Annotated in this window: 17 protein-coding genes and 1 riboswitch; of the genes, 2 read left to right on the forward strand and 15 right to left on the reverse strand. The window is 35.1% G+C overall.

Translation table 11 applies throughout. The features are described from left to right. Positions 1-5: 5 nt before the first annotated feature. The 9 genes from ABD963_RS00380 to ABD963_RS00420 form a co-directional block, all read right to left on the reverse strand. On the reverse strand, positions 6-1,253 hold the full coding sequence (locus tag ABD963_RS00380) for a sulfate adenylyltransferase subunit 1 (RefSeq protein ID WP_345274956.1): 1,248 nt from the start codon (positions 1,251-1,253) through the stop codon (positions 6-8). Positions 1,254-1,302: 49 nt separating this feature from the next. Next, positions 1,303-2,208 carry a sulfate adenylyltransferase subunit CysD gene (cysD, locus tag ABD963_RS00385; RefSeq protein WP_345274957.1) on the reverse strand — a complete coding sequence of 302 codons (906 nt, stop codon included), beginning with the start codon at positions 2,206-2,208 and terminating at the stop codon, positions 1,303-1,305. A gap of 10 nt (positions 2,209-2,218) precedes the next feature. Beyond that, positions 2,219-2,839, reverse strand: coding sequence for a phosphoadenosine phosphosulfate reductase domain-containing protein (locus ABD963_RS00390; protein WP_345274958.1), 621 nt, complete (start codon positions 2,837-2,839; stop codon positions 2,219-2,221). Positions 2,840-2,849: 10 nt separating this feature from the next. After that, entirely contained in the window at positions 2,850-3,128 is a 279-nt protein-coding gene (locus tag ABD963_RS00395) for a DUF2061 domain-containing protein (RefSeq protein ID WP_345274959.1), read from the reverse strand. 168 nt (positions 3,129-3,296) lie between these two features. Then, positions 3,297-3,710, reverse strand: a complete 414-nt coding sequence (locus tag ABD963_RS00400) for an RrF2 family transcriptional regulator (protein ID WP_345274960.1) — start codon at positions 3,708-3,710, stop codon at positions 3,297-3,299. A 125-nt stretch (positions 3,711-3,835) separates the two neighbouring features. Further along, the gene (locus ABD963_RS00405; RefSeq protein WP_345274961.1) at positions 3,836-5,005 is read right to left on the reverse strand and encodes a trans-sulfuration enzyme family protein; all 1,170 of its coding nucleotides are present in this window, start codon (positions 5,003-5,005) and stop codon (positions 3,836-3,838) included. Between the two features lie 142 nt (positions 5,006-5,147). Further along, positions 5,148-8,549 carry a bifunctional aspartate kinase/homoserine dehydrogenase I gene (thrA, locus tag ABD963_RS00410; protein ID WP_345274962.1) on the reverse strand — a complete coding sequence of 1,134 codons (3,402 nt, stop codon included), beginning with the start codon at positions 8,547-8,549 and terminating at the stop codon, positions 5,148-5,150. A 15-nt stretch (positions 8,550-8,564) separates the two neighbouring features. Then, entirely contained in the window at positions 8,565-9,842 is a 1,278-nt protein-coding gene (locus tag ABD963_RS00415) for an O-acetylhomoserine aminocarboxypropyltransferase/cysteine synthase family protein (RefSeq protein WP_345274963.1), read from the reverse strand. 120 nt (positions 9,843-9,962) lie between these two features. Further along, positions 9,963-10,080: riboswitch (SAM riboswitch) on the reverse strand. 90 nt (positions 10,081-10,170) lie between these two features. Beyond that, positions 10,171-11,721 (reverse strand): hypothetical protein, encoded by a 1,551-nt coding sequence (locus ABD963_RS00420; protein ID WP_345274964.1) that lies wholly within the window; start codon positions 11,719-11,721, stop codon positions 10,171-10,173. Between the two features lie 148 nt (positions 11,722-11,869). On the opposite strand from ABD963_RS00420, the gene ABD963_RS00425 reads away from it, so the two are divergent. Both ABD963_RS00425 and leuB read left to right on the forward strand, forming a co-directional pair. Then, the gene (locus ABD963_RS00425) at positions 11,870-13,045 is read left to right on the forward strand and encodes a 2-isopropylmalate synthase (RefSeq protein ID WP_345274965.1); all 1,176 of its coding nucleotides are present in this window, start codon (positions 11,870-11,872) and stop codon (positions 13,043-13,045) included. 10 nt (positions 13,046-13,055) lie between these two features. Continuing rightward, the gene (leuB, locus tag ABD963_RS00430) at positions 13,056-14,174 is read left to right on the forward strand and encodes a 3-isopropylmalate dehydrogenase (protein WP_345274966.1); all 1,119 of its coding nucleotides are present in this window, start codon (positions 13,056-13,058) and stop codon (positions 14,172-14,174) included. A 75-nt stretch (positions 14,175-14,249) separates the two neighbouring features. Here the strand turns inward: leuB and argH are convergent, their stop codons facing one another. The 6 genes from argH to ABD963_RS00460 are packed head-to-tail and all read right to left on the reverse strand — an operon-like array spanning position 14,250 to position 20,303. Further along, positions 14,250-15,524 (reverse strand): argininosuccinate lyase, encoded by a 1,275-nt coding sequence (argH, locus tag ABD963_RS00435; protein WP_345274967.1) that lies wholly within the window; start codon positions 15,522-15,524, stop codon positions 14,250-14,252. A gap of 27 nt (positions 15,525-15,551) precedes the next feature. After that, positions 15,552-16,619 (reverse strand): M20 family metallo-hydrolase, encoded by a 1,068-nt coding sequence (locus ABD963_RS00440; RefSeq protein ID WP_345275925.1) that lies wholly within the window; start codon positions 16,617-16,619, stop codon positions 15,552-15,554. 1 nt (position 16,620) lies between these two features. Beyond that, positions 16,621-17,403 (reverse strand): acetylglutamate kinase, encoded by a 783-nt coding sequence (argB, locus tag ABD963_RS00445; RefSeq protein WP_345274968.1) that lies wholly within the window; start codon positions 17,401-17,403, stop codon positions 16,621-16,623. Then, positions 17,396-18,334 carry an N-acetylornithine carbamoyltransferase gene (locus tag ABD963_RS00450; RefSeq protein ID WP_345274969.1) on the reverse strand — a complete coding sequence of 313 codons (939 nt, stop codon included), beginning with the start codon at positions 18,332-18,334 and terminating at the stop codon, positions 17,396-17,398. Before ABD963_RS00450 ends, argB begins: the two co-directional genes overlap by 8 nt. A gap of 6 nt (positions 18,335-18,340) precedes the next feature. Further along, complete coding sequence (gene proB / locus ABD963_RS00455; RefSeq protein ID WP_345274970.1) at positions 18,341-19,105, reverse strand: glutamate 5-kinase; 765 nt, start codon at positions 19,103-19,105, stop codon at positions 18,341-18,343. 1 nt (position 19,106) lies between these two features. After that, the gene (locus tag ABD963_RS00460) at positions 19,107-20,303 is read right to left on the reverse strand and encodes a glutamate-5-semialdehyde dehydrogenase (protein ID WP_345274971.1); all 1,197 of its coding nucleotides are present in this window, start codon (positions 20,301-20,303) and stop codon (positions 19,107-19,109) included. Positions 20,304-20,316: the final 13 nt, after the last annotated feature.

The following is a 20,316-nucleotide window of genomic DNA, read 5'->3' on the forward strand; positions in this document are numbered from 1 at the left end:
TTTTTTTATTGAATAAAACCAGCTCCTACCGTGTTATTGTTTTGTGTGTCTATTAAAATGAATGATCCATTGGTTCTATGGTTTTTAAATTGATCATAGAAGATTGGTTTATTTAACTTGAAGGTTACAGAAGCAATATCATTCATCCCCAATCCTGTAACATTGGTATCGGTACCCGAATAATCTGGATGAATTTTATAATGGATTTTATCCACTTTTGCCAACACCTTATTGATACCGTGCTGGACCACATATTTACCTCCAGGTTTCAATTCATCTGAATCCATCCAACATATATTAGCCGTAAATTGTTTATCTATGGTTGGTAAATCGTTTTCCTTTACAATCATATCACCACGACTCACGTTAATATCATCCTCCAATGTTATGGTTACTGACGACCTTCTGGAAGCCGTTTGATATTTCTGGTCGTAGAAATAAATCTCTTTAATTTTAGATTTTGTTTTTGAGGGTAATACCATAATGTCATCACCCACACTTAACTCACCTCCATACACTTTTCCTGCATAGCCTCTAAAATCATGGAAGTCTTCTGTTTTTGGACGAATTACATACTGCACTGGGAAACGCGGTGTTCCAATATTATAAATATCCTTTTTATCCAATTGTTCTAGATGTTCTAGCAAAGATTCACCTGTGTACCAAGGCATATTTTTCGACCTATTCACGACATTATCGCCTTTTAAGGCACTAACAGGTATAAAGGTTATTTTTTGATCTTGATAATCTCTTTTACTCATCAATTCTGAAAAATCAGCTTTGATTTTGTTATAAGTCTCTTCGGAATAATTAACCAAATCCATTTTATTGATAGCTACTACGATGTCTTTAATTCTCAATAAATTATTGATGAAAAAATGACGATTGGTTTGCTCAATAACTCCTTTTCTGGCATCAATTAAAATAATGGCTGCTTGCGATGTTGAAGCACCTGTAACCATGTTTCTTGTATATTCTATATGACCAGGTGTGTCGGCAATAATGTAACTTTTCTTTTGGGTTGAAAAGTAAATATGGGCCACATCAATAGTAATACCTTGTTCTCTTTCGGCTACCAATCCATCGGTTGCCAATGAAAAATCCAAATAGTCGTAACCACGTTGTTTACTGGTTTTTTCAATAGCTTCCAATTTATCGGTAGTTAATGATTTAGTATCATAAAGAATGCGCCCTATTAAGGTGCTTTTACCATCATCTACACTTCCTGCTGTTGCAATTTTTAATACTTCCATTTTATATAATGACCTCTTTTGAGAGGTTTTTTTTAATTAATAAATGATTCTAGAAATAACCTTGTTGTTTCCGTTTCTCCATGGCTGCTTCTGAGCGTTTGTCGTCTATTCTGGCACCACGCTCAGAAATAGTACTTTCCCTAATTTCCTCTACCACTTTGGAAATGGTTGTGGCATCAGACAAAACTGCTGCTGTACAACTCATATCGCCAACGGTTCTAAAACGCACTAAACGTTCTTCAACGGCTTCATGTTCGTCTCTATAAACCACCTCATCATCTGCAGACCAAATCAAACCATCGCGTAAGAAAGTAGCTCTGGTATGCGCAAAATAAATGGAAGGAATTTCGATGTTTTCTCTTTCTATGTAAGACCACACATCCAGTTCTGTCCAGTTTGAAATTGGGAAAACACGTACGTTTTGACCATGTTCAATTTGTCCGTTTAACATATCGAACAATTCCGGACGTTGGTTTTTTTCATCCCATTGTCCAAAATCATCTCGAACAGAGAAAATACGTTCCTTGGCTCTGGCTTTTTCTTCATCACGACGTGCACCTCCTATACAAGCATCGAATTTAAATTCTTCAATAGCGTCTAAAAGCGTAGTGGTTTGCAGCATATTCCTGCTAGCATACCTACCCGATTCTTCCTTTACTTTGCCTTCGTCAATGGAATCTTGTACGTTTCTAACAATTAATTCCAAACCGAGTTCCTTTACCAAACGATCTCTAAATTCTATAGTTTCAGGGAAATTATGCCCTGTATCAATATGCATTAAAGGAAATGGTACTTTTGCGGGATAAAAGGCCTTTACTGCCAATCGTACCAACGTGATGGAATCTTTTCCTCCTGAAAATAACAACACCGGTTTTTCAAATTGTGCTGCTACTTCCCTGATAATATATATGGCTTCGTTTTCTAGTGAATTGATATGTGATGTATCTTTGTTCATAATCATTTTTTTAAGCGTGTAAACCACACTCTCTATTTTCTAATGCTTTTGTTGGATCGAAATATTTAAATTCGTTGGGCAGGTTGTTTTCAATTAGGTAATTATCCAAATCAGAATCAGACCAATAGTAAAAAGGGCTCACTTTTAAGACACCATCTTTACTAACGCTAAAAATCCCAATACTGTCTCTAAAAGCCGTTTGACCTTGACGTAAGTTGGTAAACCAAACTTTAGGTTGGTGCTCTTCCATGGCCCTTCTAAAAGGTTCCAATTTTACTTGTTCGGTAAATAATGCATGTTCAGGTGCATCTATACTAGGTATGCCTAAAACCACATCGCGATGTGCGGTGGTTTGATTCGGCACATATAAAAAAATATTCAAGTTTAAATCTTTAATTACCTGTTCTGCATGACGATAGGTTTGCGGGGTATTGTAGCCCGTATCGCACCAAATAACAGGAATGTTTGCATTAACCGAACTTACAGCTTGTAAAATAGCTGCTTCATATGGGCGAAAATTAGTTGTTATAACCGCTTTATTACTTAGTTCAAATGCCTTTTTGATGATTTCGTAAGGCGTTTTGTCTTTAAATTGGTTATTGAGTTGGTCTACTTGCTTTTGTGGTATCATAATTCAGTTTCTATCTTCCCCATTTTATATTGTTCCAAGCGCGTTCGTGAAAGAAATACAGCACCATTTTGGTAACTAATTCAACCAACCCTATTGAAAATGCCAAAGACAATGTGCCTGTAATTAGCCATGAAATTAAAACGGTGTCTAACGTACCTACTATTCTCCAACTGATTGTTTTAGCAAGACTGCGCTTTACTTTTTCGGTTGAATTATCCGCAGTGCCACTGTTAACTTCTACAACTTTTTCCTCTTTGGTATTTCTGCTTAAAACGCTATCAATAATCATTTTAATTAAATTTTATATTAATCCTATCGATTTAATAGGAATTACAAATATAAAACATATCATGAAACAAAAAAGGCAATCACCTATTTTTTAGAATAATGAAAAATTATTAAGTTGAAACAAAGAAAATAATCAAGAATTAGCGATTATTTTAATAAATTCTCAAAGTTATTTACTCGATAAATCGGCAAGCGTTGTATTTCTAAACACATTTAGAGTGCTATCTCGAACCTGAATCATAAGTTTATGAACGCTACACGCGTCTTCATCAGGGCAGTCGTCGCACTTTTCGTAAAAGTTTAAACTCACACAAGGCACCATGGCAATGGGGCCCTCTAAAACGCGCATCACTTCGGTCATTAAAATATCTTTAGGGTCTTTTCGTAAATAATAGCCCCCGTGTTTTCCCTTTTTGGAACCCAAAAACCCCGATTTACGTAACGTGAGTAAAATGCTTTCCAAAAACTTTTGGGGTATTTGCTCGTGTTTTGCAATTGCACCTACTTGTACCGGTATATCGCTTTCGCTTCTGGCAATATAGGTTAGCGCTTTTAAGCCGTATTTAGTTTTTTTGGATAGCATATTGCTAAGATAGGGATTTTAGTAGAAGGATAAATATTCCAATATTAAAATGATAATTATATATAACAAAAAGAATATTAAGGAGTTAATTATTAAAGAAATCAAATAAAAAAATCCTAAATAGCCTACCCCAACGCCTGCTCCAAATCCGAAATAATATCATCTACATGTTCCAAACCAACAGACACGCGCACTAAACCATCGGTAATGTTAACTTCCAATCGGGCTTCCTCGCCTAAACTATGATGCGTGGAGGATGCTGGATGCGTTACAATGGTTCGGGTATCGCCTAAGTTAGCAGATAGCGAACACATCTTAATAGCATTGATAAATTTTCGTCCTTCATCAATACCTCCCTTAACCTCAAAAGCAACAATATTGCCACCCAATTTCATTTGCTTTTTGGCAACTTCGTACTGGGGATGCGATTTTAAAAAAGGGTATTTTACCCAATTTACTTTCGGATGATTTTCTAAAAACTCGGCTACTTTTAGAGCGTTTTCACAATGTTTTTCAACCCGAACCGCCAGTGTTTCCAAACTTTTCGAAAGTACCCAAGCATTAAATGGCGACATCGCAGGACCTGTATTGCGTGAAAACAAATAAATCTCACGTATTAAATCGGCATTCCCAACGGTTACACCACCCAAAACACGCCCCTGTCCGTCGATAAGTTTCGTTGCCGAATGAATAACCAAATGGGCACCATATTTTATAGGTTGCTGTATATAAGGCGTTGCAAAACAGTTATCAATAATTAAAATAAGATGATGTTTTTTGGCAATGTCTCCCAACAATTGCAAATCGATGATGTCAATACCTGGGTTGGTGGGCGATTCGGCATATAAAATTTTGGTTTCAGGTTTTATAAAGCTTTCAATGTTCTCAGGTTTGTTAATATCGAAATAACTCGTAGTGATATTCCATTTGGGCAAAAACTTGGTGAACATACTATGTGTAGAGCCAAATACCGAACGGGCAGAAACGATATGGTCACCACTATTTAATAAGGCTGCAAACGTTGAAAAAACCGCTGCCATTCCTGTTGCGAAAGCATAACCACTTTCGCCTCCTTCCATTTTGCAAATTTTCTCTACAAACTCGCTGGTATTGGGGTTAGTAAAACGGCTGTAAATATTACGCTCTTTTTCTTCGGAAAACGAGGCGCGCATGTCCTCGGCATCTTCAAACACAAAACTTGAGGTTAAATACAACGGAGTGCTGTGTTCTAAAAAATCAGTACGTTCTAGTTGTGTGCGTATGGCTTCGGTTTCAAACTGTTTTTTGTTACTCATTTTATATTTTTTAGGTTTCGACAGCGCTCAACCTGACATTTATATTTGGCCATGAATTCACTCATTATCTTCATTTTAATTCGTGTATTGGTGGCAATTTAATTTTAATAATGGATTCCTGCTTTGGAGGAATGACAGTTTTTTAATTTATATGTTTTGACAATCTTAAAATATCCCCAAAAACACCTCGTGCGGTAACTTCTGCTCCCGCTCCAGCACCTTGAATGACGATAGGTTGCTCGCCGTAACTCTCGGTAAATATTTCAAAAATAGCATCACTACCTTTTACATGACCTAAAGTACTATCTTCTGGGATAGATACCAATTTTACTTCCAAATTTCCTTTGTCTTTTGATAAATCGCCTGATAAATCTCCCACATATCGCAACACATGACCTGGTTTTTGATTGTCTTTAATTTGTTGATATTTCGCATCTAAAACATCTAATTGACTTAAAAATTCTTCAACAGAAATATTTTGATAGGCTTCAGGAATTAAATTTTGCACGGAAACATTCTCAAATTCATTTTGCAAATCTAACTCTCTTGCTAAAATTAACAACTTTCTAGCCACATCATTTCCTGAAAAATCCTCTCTTGGGTCGGGTTCGGTAAATCCTTTATCAATGGTTTCTTGAACAATGGTACTGAAAGGTTTATCCTGAACCGAAAAATTGTTGAACAAATAACTCAGCGTTCCAGAAAACACGCCACGAATTCGAGTAATATTTTCTCCCGATTCATGCAATAATTTAATGGTGTCAATTAACGGCAAACCTGCGCCAACCGTTGTTTCATAAAGATATTGCTTGTTGTGTTCTTTTAGGTGAATACGTAACGATTTATAAAACTCATGCGAAATGGTATTGGCGATTTTATTGGATGACACCAAATCGAAACCAGCTTCAACCAACGAGATGTAATTTTCATGAAAATTACTACTTGAAGTATTATCAACCGCTATCAAATTTTCTAAATGAAGGGTTTTGGCGTAAATGATGATATCCTCCACCGAACTTTTAAAGTCAGATGATTTTATCTCTGTTGCCCAATTAGTTGTTACGCCTTTTTTATTTAAAAGCAGGCGTTTAGAATTGGCAATAGCAAACACATTCAAATTGATACCTTTTCGTTTTTCGATCTCATCTTTAGATTTTAAAATTTGATTGATTAATGCCCCACCAACACCTCCATGACCAAAAATAGCGATGTTTATCTTTTTGGAAATTCCAAAAATCTCCCCATGAATCACATTCATCGCTTTATGTAATTGGCTCTTTTTAACTACCAAACTCACGTTTCTTCCGGTAACCGTATTATTGAATAACAACGGTGTAATTTGGTTTTTAATGAGGGCGTTAAACGGTTTATGGAACGAACTTAATTCTATCCCAATAATGGAAATGACCGATACATCATCAACCACATCAATTTTATTAACATCCTGAGCATAGAAATCTTTTTCGAATTCACGTTCCAGAGCGATAACCGCTTGGGTGGCTTGGTCGGCATCAATGATTAGCCCGATGCCTCGCTCTGATGAGCCTTGGGAAATGATACTCACACTGATATCTTTATTGGCCAACGCGCCAAAAATTCTAGCATCCACCCCGCTTTTTCCAAGCAAACCACGACCTTCTAAATTCAACAACGCTACATTATCTAAAACCGATAGTGAGGTTACTTCTTTGGAGTTTGGTTTTGCTGTAATCAAAGTGCCCTCATCATCAGCATTGAACGTATTTAAAATACGTAAGTTGATATTTTTCTCAACTAACGGAATGATGGTTTTGGCGTGTAATACCGTGGTGCCAAAATTGGCCAATTCGTTGGCCTCACTAAATGAGAGTTCCCTAATTTTTTGAGCATCCTCCACCAAATCTGGGTTTGCAGTATAAAGACCACTAACATGCGTATAGTTTTGCAACTCTTCAGCATCTAAATAATTAGCTAATAAAGCTGCTGTGTAGTTACTGCCATTGCGCCCTAAAGTAGTGGTTTCATTATTAGAATTGGAGGCTATGAACCCAGTAACAATATGAACCGTATCAGCGTTATGTTGTTTGAAATACTTTTTAATGTTATCTTTTGAAATTTGCGAAATAGGTTTTGCATTCCCAAAATTGTCATCAGTTTTAATGAGTTGTCTGGCATCTGTTGCTTTAGCCTTGATGCTTCTTTGATTCAATAATTCTGAAATTAATTTCACCGATAACAATTCTCCTTGGGCTAAAATCTCGTCTTTTGTTTTTTTGCTATAATCGCGCAACAAACTAACGCCTTCAAACAGTTTTTCTAGGGTTGAAAATTCTTGCGAAAAATCAATATTCTGCAATGGTTCACCTTGATAATTTTTAAAAGCTTCAAAATCTTGTTTATAATCTTTCCCTTTGTGGGCTTTATTTAAAATATCCTCAAGTTCGTCTGTAGCATTACCCCGTGCCGAAACTACTACGGTTATTTTTTCATCCGTTTTTACCTTGTTTTCAATAATGGAAATGACTTTTTCCAATCCTTCACCATTCGCTAGAGACTTTCCTCCAAACTTTAATACTTTCATTCTTTTTCTTTTAGAATTTGGCACAAAAATGCCTTCTATAATTTTTTCTAATTGCTCATACTCCATTAAAAAGGCATCGTGCCCATGTACCGATTGGATTTCATTATATGTTACATTGGCATGGGTCAAAGCTAACTGTTTATGTGTTTGCCTATTTTCCTCAGCGGTAAAAAATAAATCGGAATCCACACCAATAATGTGAATATTGGCCTCAATATTATCCAACACCTTAAAGGCTTCGGGACGTCCTTTGGTAACATCAATGGTTTTTAACAATTGATTCATCAACTTATAGGCTGACAACTGAAACCTTTCTTGTAATTTTTTACCATGGTGTAATAGCCAACTCTCTACGTTAAAAATCTCTAAATCCTCATTTTTGGAGCGCTGAAAACGCTCTTTAAAAGATTCTGGTGTGCGATAGCACAACATAGCATGCATACGAGCATCATGCACAGGATTTTTAGAATTTAATAGAAACTGTTCTTGAATTTGGCAATTGGCAATCAACCAATCAGTCGATTTCCAATCGGTAGCGACAGGTATCAAATGCTGGGTAAAATTGGGCTCTAAAACCGCCATTTCCCATAAAATTCCACCTCCTAAAGAACCCCCAATTGCTGCATACAATTTGCTTGTTTTTAGTTCTTTGAGCCCTATTAAAAACAGTTTGGCTATGTCTCTGGCAACAAAATCTTTATAATTTTCTATGACGAAACCATCAAACCCATTCCCTGGTATATTGAATGCCAAAACAGTGTAAAGTTTGGTGTCGATAACTTTATCATCATCCACTAAATCTTTCCACCAACCATCTTTACCAGATACGTTGCTATTTCCTGTTAAAGCGTGATTCACTAACACAATAGGTGCTGAACCCAATGCTTTACCAAAGGTTTGATAGCTGAGTTTTATCTCAGGAATCAAAACTTGACCCTCGGTTTTAAAATTGTAAATGATGATATGTTGCAAGTTATCTTTCAATGGAAAAATTTCTAATTATTTTATGGTTTTGAAAGCCTCTTTCAAATCATTTTTTAAATCCTCTAGATCCTCAATACCAACGGATAAACGAATTAAATCCCTTGATACACCTGCAGATGCTTGTTCAGCTTCATTTAATTGTTGATGGGTAGTACTTGCAGGATGAATAATTAATGATTTGGTATCACCAATATTGGCTAACAACGAAAATAATTTGGTGTTATCTGCAATCGCTTTGGCGGCTTCAAAACCTCCTTTTGCCCCAAAGGTAACAATACCGCTTTGTCCGTTAGGTAAATACTTTTTCGCTAATGCTTTATATTTACTGCTTTCCAAACCAGGATAATTTACCCATGCTACCTCATCTTGCTGCTCTAACCATGTTGCCAAAGCTAATGCGTTTTTGCTATGTTGCTGGATTCTAACTGGTAAAGTTTCCAAGCCTTGTATAATATTAAAAGCATTGGTTGGACTCAAAGCACCTCCAAAATCGCGCAAACCTTCTAAAATTAATTTAAACGTATAAGATGCGGCACCTAAAGTTTCGTGATATTTCAATCCGTGGTAACCTGCAGAAGGCTCTGTAAATTCTGGAAATTTCCCATTTGACCAATCAAAAGTACCGGCATCAATAATGGCACCTCCTAATGAGTTTCCTTGTCCGCCAATATATTTTGTCAACGAATGGATGACTATATTTGCCCCATGATTTATAGGGTTCAACAAAGCTGGGGTTGCCACTGTGTTGTCCACTATAAAAGGGACGCCTGCAGCTTTTGAATGTTCTGAAATGGCTTCTAAATCTAAAACATCCAATTTTGGGTTTCCAAGAGATTCCACAAAAAATGCTCGGGTATTATCTTGAACTGCCTTGGCGAAATTATCTGGGTTATCGGCATCTACAAAGGTAGTTGTTATACCTAATCTTGGTAATGTGACTTTTAATAAATTGTATGTTCCTCCATACAAACTACTTGATGCTACAATGTGGTCGCCTGCTTTCAATAAAGTAAGCAATCCTGTTGAAATAGCAGATGTACCCGATGCAAAAACCACAGCTCCAATACCGCCTTCAATGGCTGCTAAACGTTCTTGTAAAATTTGATTGGTTGGATTGTTTAAACGTGTGTAAATAAAACCTAATTCTTGTAATGAAAATAAATTGGCTGCATGATCCGAGTTATTAAATACATAGGATGTGGTTTGATAAATTGGAACGGCGCGTGTTCCTCCATTGGCCTTAAAATCATGTCCGGCATGTAATGCGTTAGTTGCTAATTGATGTGTACTCATTTTTCTAATTTTTTGAGTTAATAAATTGATTAAATCAAAAGTCAAATGTCCTGTAAAAGACATACTTAATAGAAAAATGTTAAAAAGAAATTATTAAAATTACATTTTGTAATTTTTGGGTTATCTATCCATAATTTTTCAAATATAAATTCGAAACAGGGTAGAATTTAGCACCTTCTTTACGGGTAAAGGGTTGCTAAGGCTTCACAGGGTCTAATCCCTCCACCTTTCTTGATAACATTTCAGTAAGTTTTTGAACTTTGTGATTGCAAATATTCGTTTAGAAAAAGTTAAAATCCAAATTTTTGGCTGTAAATTTTTAAAAAAACTATTTTCCTTCCTGGGTTTCTTCAAACTTTTGTCTTATTATGACATCTATGGGTTTGTTTTGAATTTTAGACTCCAACCAAGAGATAATATCTAAATATAAAAAAGCACGGCTTTGGTAAGGGTCATCTTCAAATTCCTTTAATTTTTTGTGAAGTTTGATAAATTCGTCCCTGACTTCATGTGGATAAATTTCGCCTAAACCTCTTAAAAATTTGATAAACTCTTTTTGTACTTCATACAAATCTTCCATTTTAATCAAGAACTTATAGGTGCTCTTAATCAAGACATCTAAGTTGTAATCAAGCCCCGCTTCATAGTGAGCCACCAGATTCAATATTCTGGAAAAACACAACAAATCTTCTCGCATTTGAAGGGATTTGTTACTAATTATTTTTTCTAAATATTTGATACATTTTTTATTCTCACCAGCCCCAAAATACATACTGGCAATCTTGTAATAGAATACCATAATGTGATGCTCGTCAATACGATCTTTATAGTCTTTTAAGCGCTCCAAAACTTCATCAATCAACGGCAACCCCTTTTTAAAGCTACCTTCCATAAAGTGAAGGTTGAACTTATTGTTAAAAATGTATAAAAAGGCTAGACTTTCGTTATTGTCATCCAAAGGAAACCATTTTTCTTTGGTTATTGATTCCAGTTGCAGCAATGTTTCTTTAAATTTTTCATATTGCCTTAAGTAGAATAGTGTTTCTAGCAGATAATGATTGCCTCTTAAAAAGAAAACTGGATTTAAAATAATTTGATCTTTATTTTCGTAAAATAAGCTAACCCATTTTGATGCATATTTGTAACAAGACAAAAAGTCTACCGTTAAAAAACTGTACCACAAATAGGATTTGTATAGCCAAAGTTTTTCCCGAAAACCTAATTTGTTGATGTCATATTTTGGTAGCCTGTCGTTAAAATATTTTGTTATTACTTGATGTTCTTCATCATTTTTTACATAACCAGTCTTTAAAAATAACCCATACAATTGAAGCGATAAATTAGATAATTTACTAGCTAAAACGTTTTGTAAACTCAACTCTTTAGCTTGAATGGTTAGTTCGTCTGCACGATTACTTAAGCTTCTTGTAATGTATTGAGATTCAATAACCTTTTCCAATTCAACAATTTCATAAGCAATATTTTTTTCTTCATTGGCAATAGCTAAACTTTTAGCTTTATCCAGAATTTTCAAACTTTGCTTGTATAATCCTTTGTGATACAAAATAGTAGCAAAATCTAATTGTTCACGAATTTGAATACGGATGTTTTGGTGGGATGGGTTTAAACGTAAGCTTATTAGAATTTGTTTGTATAAATGCGCTTTCAGATTTGATAATTGTTGCTTCTTTACAATACCTTTTTTTAAGATAGCACTTTCATCATAAACTGAAAGTTTATCAAGAATATTAAACAATGTGAGAAATTTGGAGTCTTCATTTACCCCTAATCTCCCTACGTAAAGCTTAAATTGTCGCTTTTCAGATTTAGACAATGACTTTACTAACACAAACAAATTATCTTTTTGTTCTTTCGTCATAGTTACAAAAACAATATTAAAATATTGATTTTCAGTTATTTAATACACTTATTTTAGAGTTAAACATCGTAATAATTTGGTGTTCAATTCTGTTTTTAAGAAACCAAAATATACATTCGTAATACAATAAGAAAATATATTTTAATAAATGTCTGATAATAAAGTTCAAATTTTTGATACAACGCTGAGAGATGGCGAGCAAGTACCTGGTTGTAAGTTGAATACTGAACAGAAATTAATTATTGCAGAACAGCTCGATAATCTAGGCGTTGATATTATAGAAGCCGGTTTCCCGGTATCAAGTCCCGGAGATTTTAAATCGGTTGAGGAAATTTCAAAAATCGTGAAGCATGCAACGGTTTGTGGTTTAACGCGCTCTGTAGAAAACGATATAAAAGTAGCGGCAGAGGCATTAAAATATGCTAAAACTGCACGAATACATACAGGCATTGGAACTTCAGATTCTCACATAAAACACAAATTTAAATCTAACAGAGAGGCTATTATTGAACGCGCTGTGAAAGCGGTTACTTATGCTAAATCTTTCGTAGAGGATGTTGAGTTTTATGCTGAAGATGCTGGAAGAACGGACAATGACTATTTAGCCAGAGTTTGTGAAGCGGTTATTAAAGCTGGTGCTACCGTTTTGAATATCCCAGATACCACTGGTTACTGTTTACCACATGAATATGGTGCCAAAATTAAATACCTTAAAGAAAATGTAAAAGGTATAGAAAAAGCCATTTTATCATGCCATTGCCATAACGATTTAGGTCTGGCAACTGCCAACTCCATTGAAGGTGTTATAAACGGTGCTCGCCAAATTGAATGTACCATAAATGGTATTGGTGAACGTGCTGGTAATACAGCTTTAGAAGAAGTGGTCATGATTTTAAGACAACATCCTTATTTGAATTTAGATACCAATATTAAATCTGAGATGCTTTATGGTATGAGTCAATTAGTATCAGATAGCATGGGTATTTACACGCAACCTAACAAAGCCATAGTAGGGGCCAATGCTTTTGCCCATAGTTCTGGAATCCACCAAGATGGTGTGATTAAAAACCGTGAAACATACGAAATTATAGACCCTAAAGATGTTGGTGTTACTGAATCTGCCATTGTATTAACAGCAAGAAGCGGCCGTGCAGCATTGGCTTACAGAGCAAAAAATATTGGATATGAATTGACTAAACTTCAATTGGATGAAATCTACACAAACTTTTTAGATTTTGCCGATAATAAAAAAGAAGTGGATGATAATGATATCCATCAAATAATAGAAAACAGTAAAGTATATAAGGAAATTACTTCTGCTTAAATAAAGTAAAATGAAATTAAATATTGCCGTTTTACCAGGCGATGGTATAGGTCCTGAAGTTACAGCCCAAGCCGTTAAGGTCTTGAAAGCGATAGCTATGGAGTTTAACCATATTTTTACTTTTAATTATGGGCTTGTGGGTGCTTCGGCCATTGAAAAAACTGGAAATCCTTTACCTGAAGAAACCATTAGCATTTGCAAAAAAGCAGATGCTATTTTATTTGGAGCCATTGGCAACACTTCTTACGATTTAAACCCAGACGCAAAAATTCGACCTGAGCAGGGGCTTTTAGGGTTACGTAAAACTTTAGATTTATTTGCTAATATACGTCCAGTAATTGCCTATGAAGAAATACTTAACAAGTCTTCTTTAAAGAAAAGTCAAATAAAAGACACCAATATTCTTATTTATAGAGAACTTACAAGTGGCATTTATTTTGGTGAAAAGAAATTAAGTGATGACGGTAAAAAAGCATCTGATATTTGCGAGTACACCCAAGACGAAATTGAGCGCATTGCACACTTAGCTTTTAAAGCGGCCCATTCAAGAAAGCGAAAACTCACCCTAGTTGACAAGGCCAATGTTTTGGAAAGTTCAAGACTTTGGCGCAGAGTTATCCAAAAGATGGAACCACAATATCCAGATGTAAAAACTAATTACATGTACGTTGATAAGGCCGCCATGGAATTGATTATAAACCCAAAACAGTTTGATGTTATTTTAACAGAAAATATGTTTGGTGATATCCTATCTGAAGAAGCCAGTGTTATTGTTGGGTCTATAGGTTTATTGGCATCTGCATCAATAGGAAAAAACCACGCCATGTTCGAACCCATTCATGGTGCTTATACCCGAGCCACTAACAAGGGCATTGCTAATCCCATTGCGTCTATTTTATCTGCAGCTATGTTACTAGATCATTTTGGCTTAGACGATGAAGCTGCCTTAATTAGAGAGGGGGTTGACAAATCATTAAAACTGCATATTACCACCCCTGATTTAAACAATAAATACGATAATATAAGCACCACTAAAGTTGGTGATTTCATTGAAGATTTTATAAATCATCCAGATGAAACCAACTTAAATTTTACCAACATACATTTAGGACAATCCACTATTATTTAATTATTTTTGAGTTAGTCACCAATACAAATTGAACAACGGATTTGCAAAAAAGCGCATTTATGAAATGTGCTTTTTTTATTCAGGAAACTTTAATCGAATCTTATCCAAACACAAATTATGAATACTGCCTACATGTGTATGTTTTTTTGAAGTATCTGGTTTATAGGAGCCTTCTTGAACCTGACCACCAATTTTTTGATAAGCTTCTCTAAAACTTATGCCTTTTTCAACCAAGGTGTTTATATTATCAACTGTGAATAGATATTTATATTTATCGTCTTGGACGTCGATATCATTGACAATAATTTGTTGAATAGAATAATTAAAAATATCCAAAATATCCTTCATATCTTCAAAGGCACTAACCATATTTTCTTTTAGCAATTGAAAATCTCGGTGATAACCACTTGGCAAATTATTGGTTATTAAAATCATTTCTGTTTGTAAGGCTTGAATTTTATTTGATTTCCCCCTAATTAACTCAAAAACATCTGGGTTTTTTTTATGCGGCATGATGCTACTTCCTGTAGTTAGCGCATCAGGGAAGGAAATGAACCCAAAATTCTGGCTCATATATAAACACACATCCATTGCAAACCGAGCCAAAGTATTACTCAATCCACCTAATGCTGCCGCTATAGTTCGTTCATTTTTACCGCGTCCCATTTGGGCAGCTACCACATTATACTTTAATGTTGTAAAGCCCATTTCTTTAGTTGTCAATTCTCTGTCGATTGGAAACGAGCTACCATAACCTGCAGCCGATCCCAACGGGTTTTGGTCGACAGTTTTTAATGCAGCATGTAATAAATAAACATCATCAATCATGAGTTCTGCATAAGCTGAAAACCATAGGCCAAATGATGACGGCATGGCTACTTGTAAATGTGTATAACCAGGTAAAACTTTATTTTTATGAGTTTCTGCTAAATTTAAAAGCGTATCGAATAACGTCCTTGTTTTATACTTTACTATGTTTAAATTGTCTTTGTAATAAAGGTGAAGTGCTACTAAAACTTGATCATTTCTAGAACGGGCTGTATGGATTTTTTTACCTACCTCTCCTAAGGATTTTATGAGTTCAAATTCAATTTTAGAGTGTACATCTTCAAATTGCTCTTCAATGCTAAAAGTTCCATTTTCAATTTGTTTTTCTAAAACTTTTAATCCTCCTAAGAGCTCAACCAATTCATTGGTACTCAAAATGCCAATTTTTTGAAGCATTTTAGCATGCGCTTTAGAAGCAATTATATCATATTTTGCTATGTGAATATCAATTTCCCTATCGTTTCCAACGGTAAAATGTTCTATTTTTTTATCAATTGATAAACCTTTGTCCCAGAGTTTCATTTCTTTAATGTTTATGCTTAGAGTCGTTTACACAATGACTCTGTTTAACAATTCAACATAAATTTTTATGCCTTCTTCAATTTCATTGAGATATATAAATTCATCTGCTGAATGCGAACGTGTGCTATTGCCAGGTCCTAATTTTAAACTAGAGCATGTTAAAACCGCTTGATCAGATAATGTTGGCGAGCCATAGGTTTCTCTTCCCATAGCTATTCCTGCTTTTACCAAATCGTGATTTAAAGGAATTGACGATGAATTTAAACGTAAACTTCTTGGTGTAATACTGTCGCAAGGCGATTTTTCTTGTAAAATTTTTGCGATTTCAGCATTGGTATAAGCATCATTCACCCGAACATCAATAACCAAATCCACATCGGCGGGAACTGCATTGTGTTGTGTACCAGCTTTAATCTGTGTAACCGTTAACTTGACATCGCCTAAAACATCGGATGTTTTTTCAAACTTAAAATCCTTAAACCATTGCAGTACTTTTATTGTATTGTAAATACAATTATTATCGTTAGGATGCGCCGCATGACTTGGAGTGCCTACAACTTTGGCATCAAAAACCACCAACCCTTTTTCGGCAACTGCTAAATTCATTAGTGTTGGCTCACCCACAATAGCAACATCTATTTTGGGAATGATGGATAGCATGCTATTTAAACCATTGGGGCCACTACTTTCCTCTTCTGCGGAAGCGACCAAAACCAGATTATATTTCAAGTTTTCTTGATTATAAAAGTATGTGAAAGTTGCTATTAATGATACTAAACAACCTCCTGCATCATTACTACCTAAACCATATAATTTACCATCTTCAATAATTGCTTTAAAAGGGTCTTTCGAATAAGCGCTATTTGGTTTTACGGTATCGTGATGGGAGTTCAAAAGTAATGTGGGGTTGTTTTCATCAAAATGCTTATTTACTGCCCATACATTGTTTTTAGTGCGTTTATAATCAATAAGATAACGCTTCATCCAAGCTTCAATAATAGATGCTGTTTTATCTTCTTCTGATGAAAAAGAGGGAGTTTCTATTAATTTTTTTAATAGAGAAATAGCATCGTTTGTTAGTTGTTCTAGCGTCATTTTAGAGTGTAATTCTGGTAAAATTATCATTTTCTTGGGTCAACATGGATATATTTCCCATATTAATTGTTTTTACTCCATTTTTCAGCGCATCAAAACAGTTTTCTAATTTAGGCAACATACCATCAGCTATGATGCCCTCGTCCAATAATTCCTTGTATAGTTTTGAATTGATGTGCTTTACAACTGAATTTTTGTTTTTAATATCTTTTAAAACCCCATGTAATTCAAAGCAATAATAAATGGACGTTTCGTAAATTTCACTCATCCCTATAGCTAATTGCGAAGTAACCGTATCTGCGTTAGTGTTTAACAATTGTCCTTTACCATCATGTGTTATTGCACAAAATACAGGGATAAAATTAGCATCAAGCAATTTGTTGATTGATTTGTTAGCTACTTCTTTTACATCACCCACAAAACCGAAATCGATATCTTTTACTGGTCGTTTATCAGAAAGGATACTATTGGCATCTGCACCCGTTAAACCAATGGCATCAATGTGTAATGCTTGCAGTTTTGCCACTATATTTTTATTTACCAAGCCACCATAAACCATCGTTATTACCTCTAAGGTTTCGGCATCGGTAATGCGTCTGCCATTCACCATATGGGATTCTATGCCCAATTTTGAAGCTATGGCAGTAGCTCGCTTTCCACCTCCATGCACCAAAATTTTCTTGCCATCTAAATTTGAAAACAACTTAAGAAAATCATCCAACGCGGTATCATCTTCGATGATGTTTCCTCCAATTTTTACTATGGAAAGTTTTTCTTTAAGCATTTTCTAATATTTTTTTCAACACCAATTGCGCTGCGAATGTTCTATTATTGGCCTGTTGAATAACTATCGAACTATCACTGTCTAGAACCGCATCTTCAACAATTACATTACGTCTTACAGGTAAACAATGCATAAACTTGGCATTCCCCAATTTTTCTTTGGTAATCATCCAATTGGGGTCGGTATTTAATATTTGCCCGTAGCTTTCATAAGAGCTCCAGTTTTTTACATAAACAAAATCGGCATTTTTAAATGCTTCTTCTTGATTGTGTATTATTGACGTTTTTCCGGTTATCTCCGGGTTCAAATTATAGCATTCAGGGTTGGTAATCACAAACTCAACATCCATTTTTTGCATGGCTTGGGTAAAACTATTGGCAACTGCATGCGGTAAAGCCTTGATGTGTGGTGCCCAACTTAAAACCACTTTTGGTTTTCTGGTTTTTGCATGTTCTGAAATGGTAATCGCATCGGTTAGCCCCTGTAATGGGTGACCAGTGGCACTTTCCATATTAACAATAGGCACCGAAGCATATTTTTTGAACGACATCAATACCTGTTCACTTTCGTCTTTAGCTTTATCGTTTAAGGTTGGAAATGCCCTAACCGCTATAATATCACAATATTGCGAAACCACTGCGGCGGCTTCTTTAATATGTTCTGCAGTATTCCCGTTCATAACCGTACCATCACCAAACTCGATGCCCCAAGCATCTCCTGAAACATTCATCACAATAGGATTCATACCTAAATTCAATGCGGCTTTTTGAGTACTCAAACGGGTACGTAAGCTTGAATTAAAAAATAACAACCCTAGGGTTTTATTTCTTCCTAATTCAATATATTTCAGTGGATTTTTCTTTAATTCCTTAGCTTCTTCAATCCAAGAATTAATATTATCTATATCGTTTATTGAAATATAATGATCCATTTATTTCTATTTTATTCTAGTGTAGGGTTGTTTGTTTTCAAAAGCATTTAAAATGAAATGATCTTCCAAACCGTTCACAATCCAAGTTTCAATATGGGCGTTTTTTGCTAATGATGCTGCTTCTATTTTTGATTGCATACCACCGCTACCATGTGATGATTTAGAATTGACTATTTGCTCTTTCAATGTATTGAAATCTTCAACAATTTCAATGGTTCTTGGAAAACCATTCTCCATAGATTCTTTGGTATAAATACCATTTGTGTTGGTTGCAATAATGAATAAATCGGCTTTTAGAAGTGATGCTGTAAGTGCTCCAAGTTTATCATTATCACCAAATTTTATTTCATCGGTAGCCACCGTATCGTTTTCATTAATTATAGGAATGTAATTGTTGTTTACCAAAACATTAATGGTATTTACAATATTGGTTTTACTTTCCTCTTTTTCAAAATCGGAATAAGACAATAAACACTGCGAAGTCAATAAACCGTACTCCCTAAAAATTTCTTGATAGATACGTATTAAGTGTGGTTGACCTATAGAAGCCAGGGCTTGTTTAACAAATACATCTTCTTGCTTGCTTTCCAACTTTACAAACTGTTTTGCCACCGCAATAGCACCAGAACTTACAATAATAAACTCGCAAGTGTCTTTAAGTTTTGCTATTTGGTTGGCAATATCTTCAATTTTACCTCTGGAAATATTATCAGTTTCCTTGGTAAGTGTATTGGAGCCAACTTTTAGTAATATGCGTTTTTTTCTTTGCATGTTATCTTATTTGTCCGTTACCATAAACATACCATTTATTGGTTACCAAATGTTGTAACCCAATAGGTCCCCGTTGATGCAATTTATCAGTACTAATGGCCAATTCGCCACCCAAACCTAGTTGACTTCCGTCGGTAAATCGCGTGGATGCATTTTGGTAAACTGCGGCAGAATCAACATTTTCCATAAAGGATTTTGCCTCCGTATCATTTTTTGTAATGATGGATGCCGAATGCCCTCCTGAATATTTATTGATTTTTGTGATGGCATCTTGAGTTGAATCAACTTCACCAACTACAATTTTGTAGTCTAAAAACTCTTCATACCAAATGTCATCGGATTTGATGGCTTCAATATAATAGTTCTTAGAGATGGTTTCATCTCCTAAAATTTCTACATTATGTGCTTTTAAATTTGAAATCAACGTGTTTATAAAATCTTCTTTGTTAGGAAGATTTTTATCAATCAACACTTTATCCAAGGCATTACACGCTGAAATTTTCGCTGTTTTGGCATTGATAATCACTTTCAAGGCCATCTCTAAATCGGCTTCTTTTTCAATAAACACAAAGTTATTACCACGACCACTGACTATTACGGGGCAATTGGCATGCTGCTTTACAAAAGCAATTAATTGTTCACCACCACGAGGCACTATTAAATCTACTTTTTGGGTTGGGTTTTCCAAAAATTCTTGGGTTTCGGTTCGGTTAAACTGCAAATATTCCACCCAACTAGTTGAGGCATTTTCTTCTTTTAAAGCTTGGTGCCATAACTCCACAATTTTTAAGTTGGAGCACAAAGATTCCTTACCGCCCTTCAACAAAATTTTATTACCAGATTTAAAAGCAATTCCAGCAGCTTCTACCGTTACATCGGGTCTTGATTCATAAATGATTAATACCGTTCCAAAGGAAGAGGTTTTGTTGTAAACCTGTAAACCATTGTCGTGTTTAAAACTAAAAAGTTCTACACCAATAGGATCGTTTTGTGATGCTAGATGTGTCACAGACTTTATCATCTCATCCACTTTGGAATTATCAACTTTCAATCGGTCGTACATAGATATGTCATCGCCTTTGTAAGCTTCTAAATCCTTTTTATTAATTTCAATAATGGCTTTCCTTTCTTTTTGTAAAAGTGATGCCATTTTTAGTAACACGGCATTTCGTTTTTCAATAGATAGTAAAGTGTTCATTTTTCTTGTTGTT

This window comes from Litoribaculum gwangyangense (genome assembly GCF_039543505.1).
In the GTDB taxonomy this organism is placed as follows: Bacteria; Bacteroidota; Bacteroidia; order Flavobacteriales; family Flavobacteriaceae; genus Litoribaculum; species Litoribaculum gwangyangense.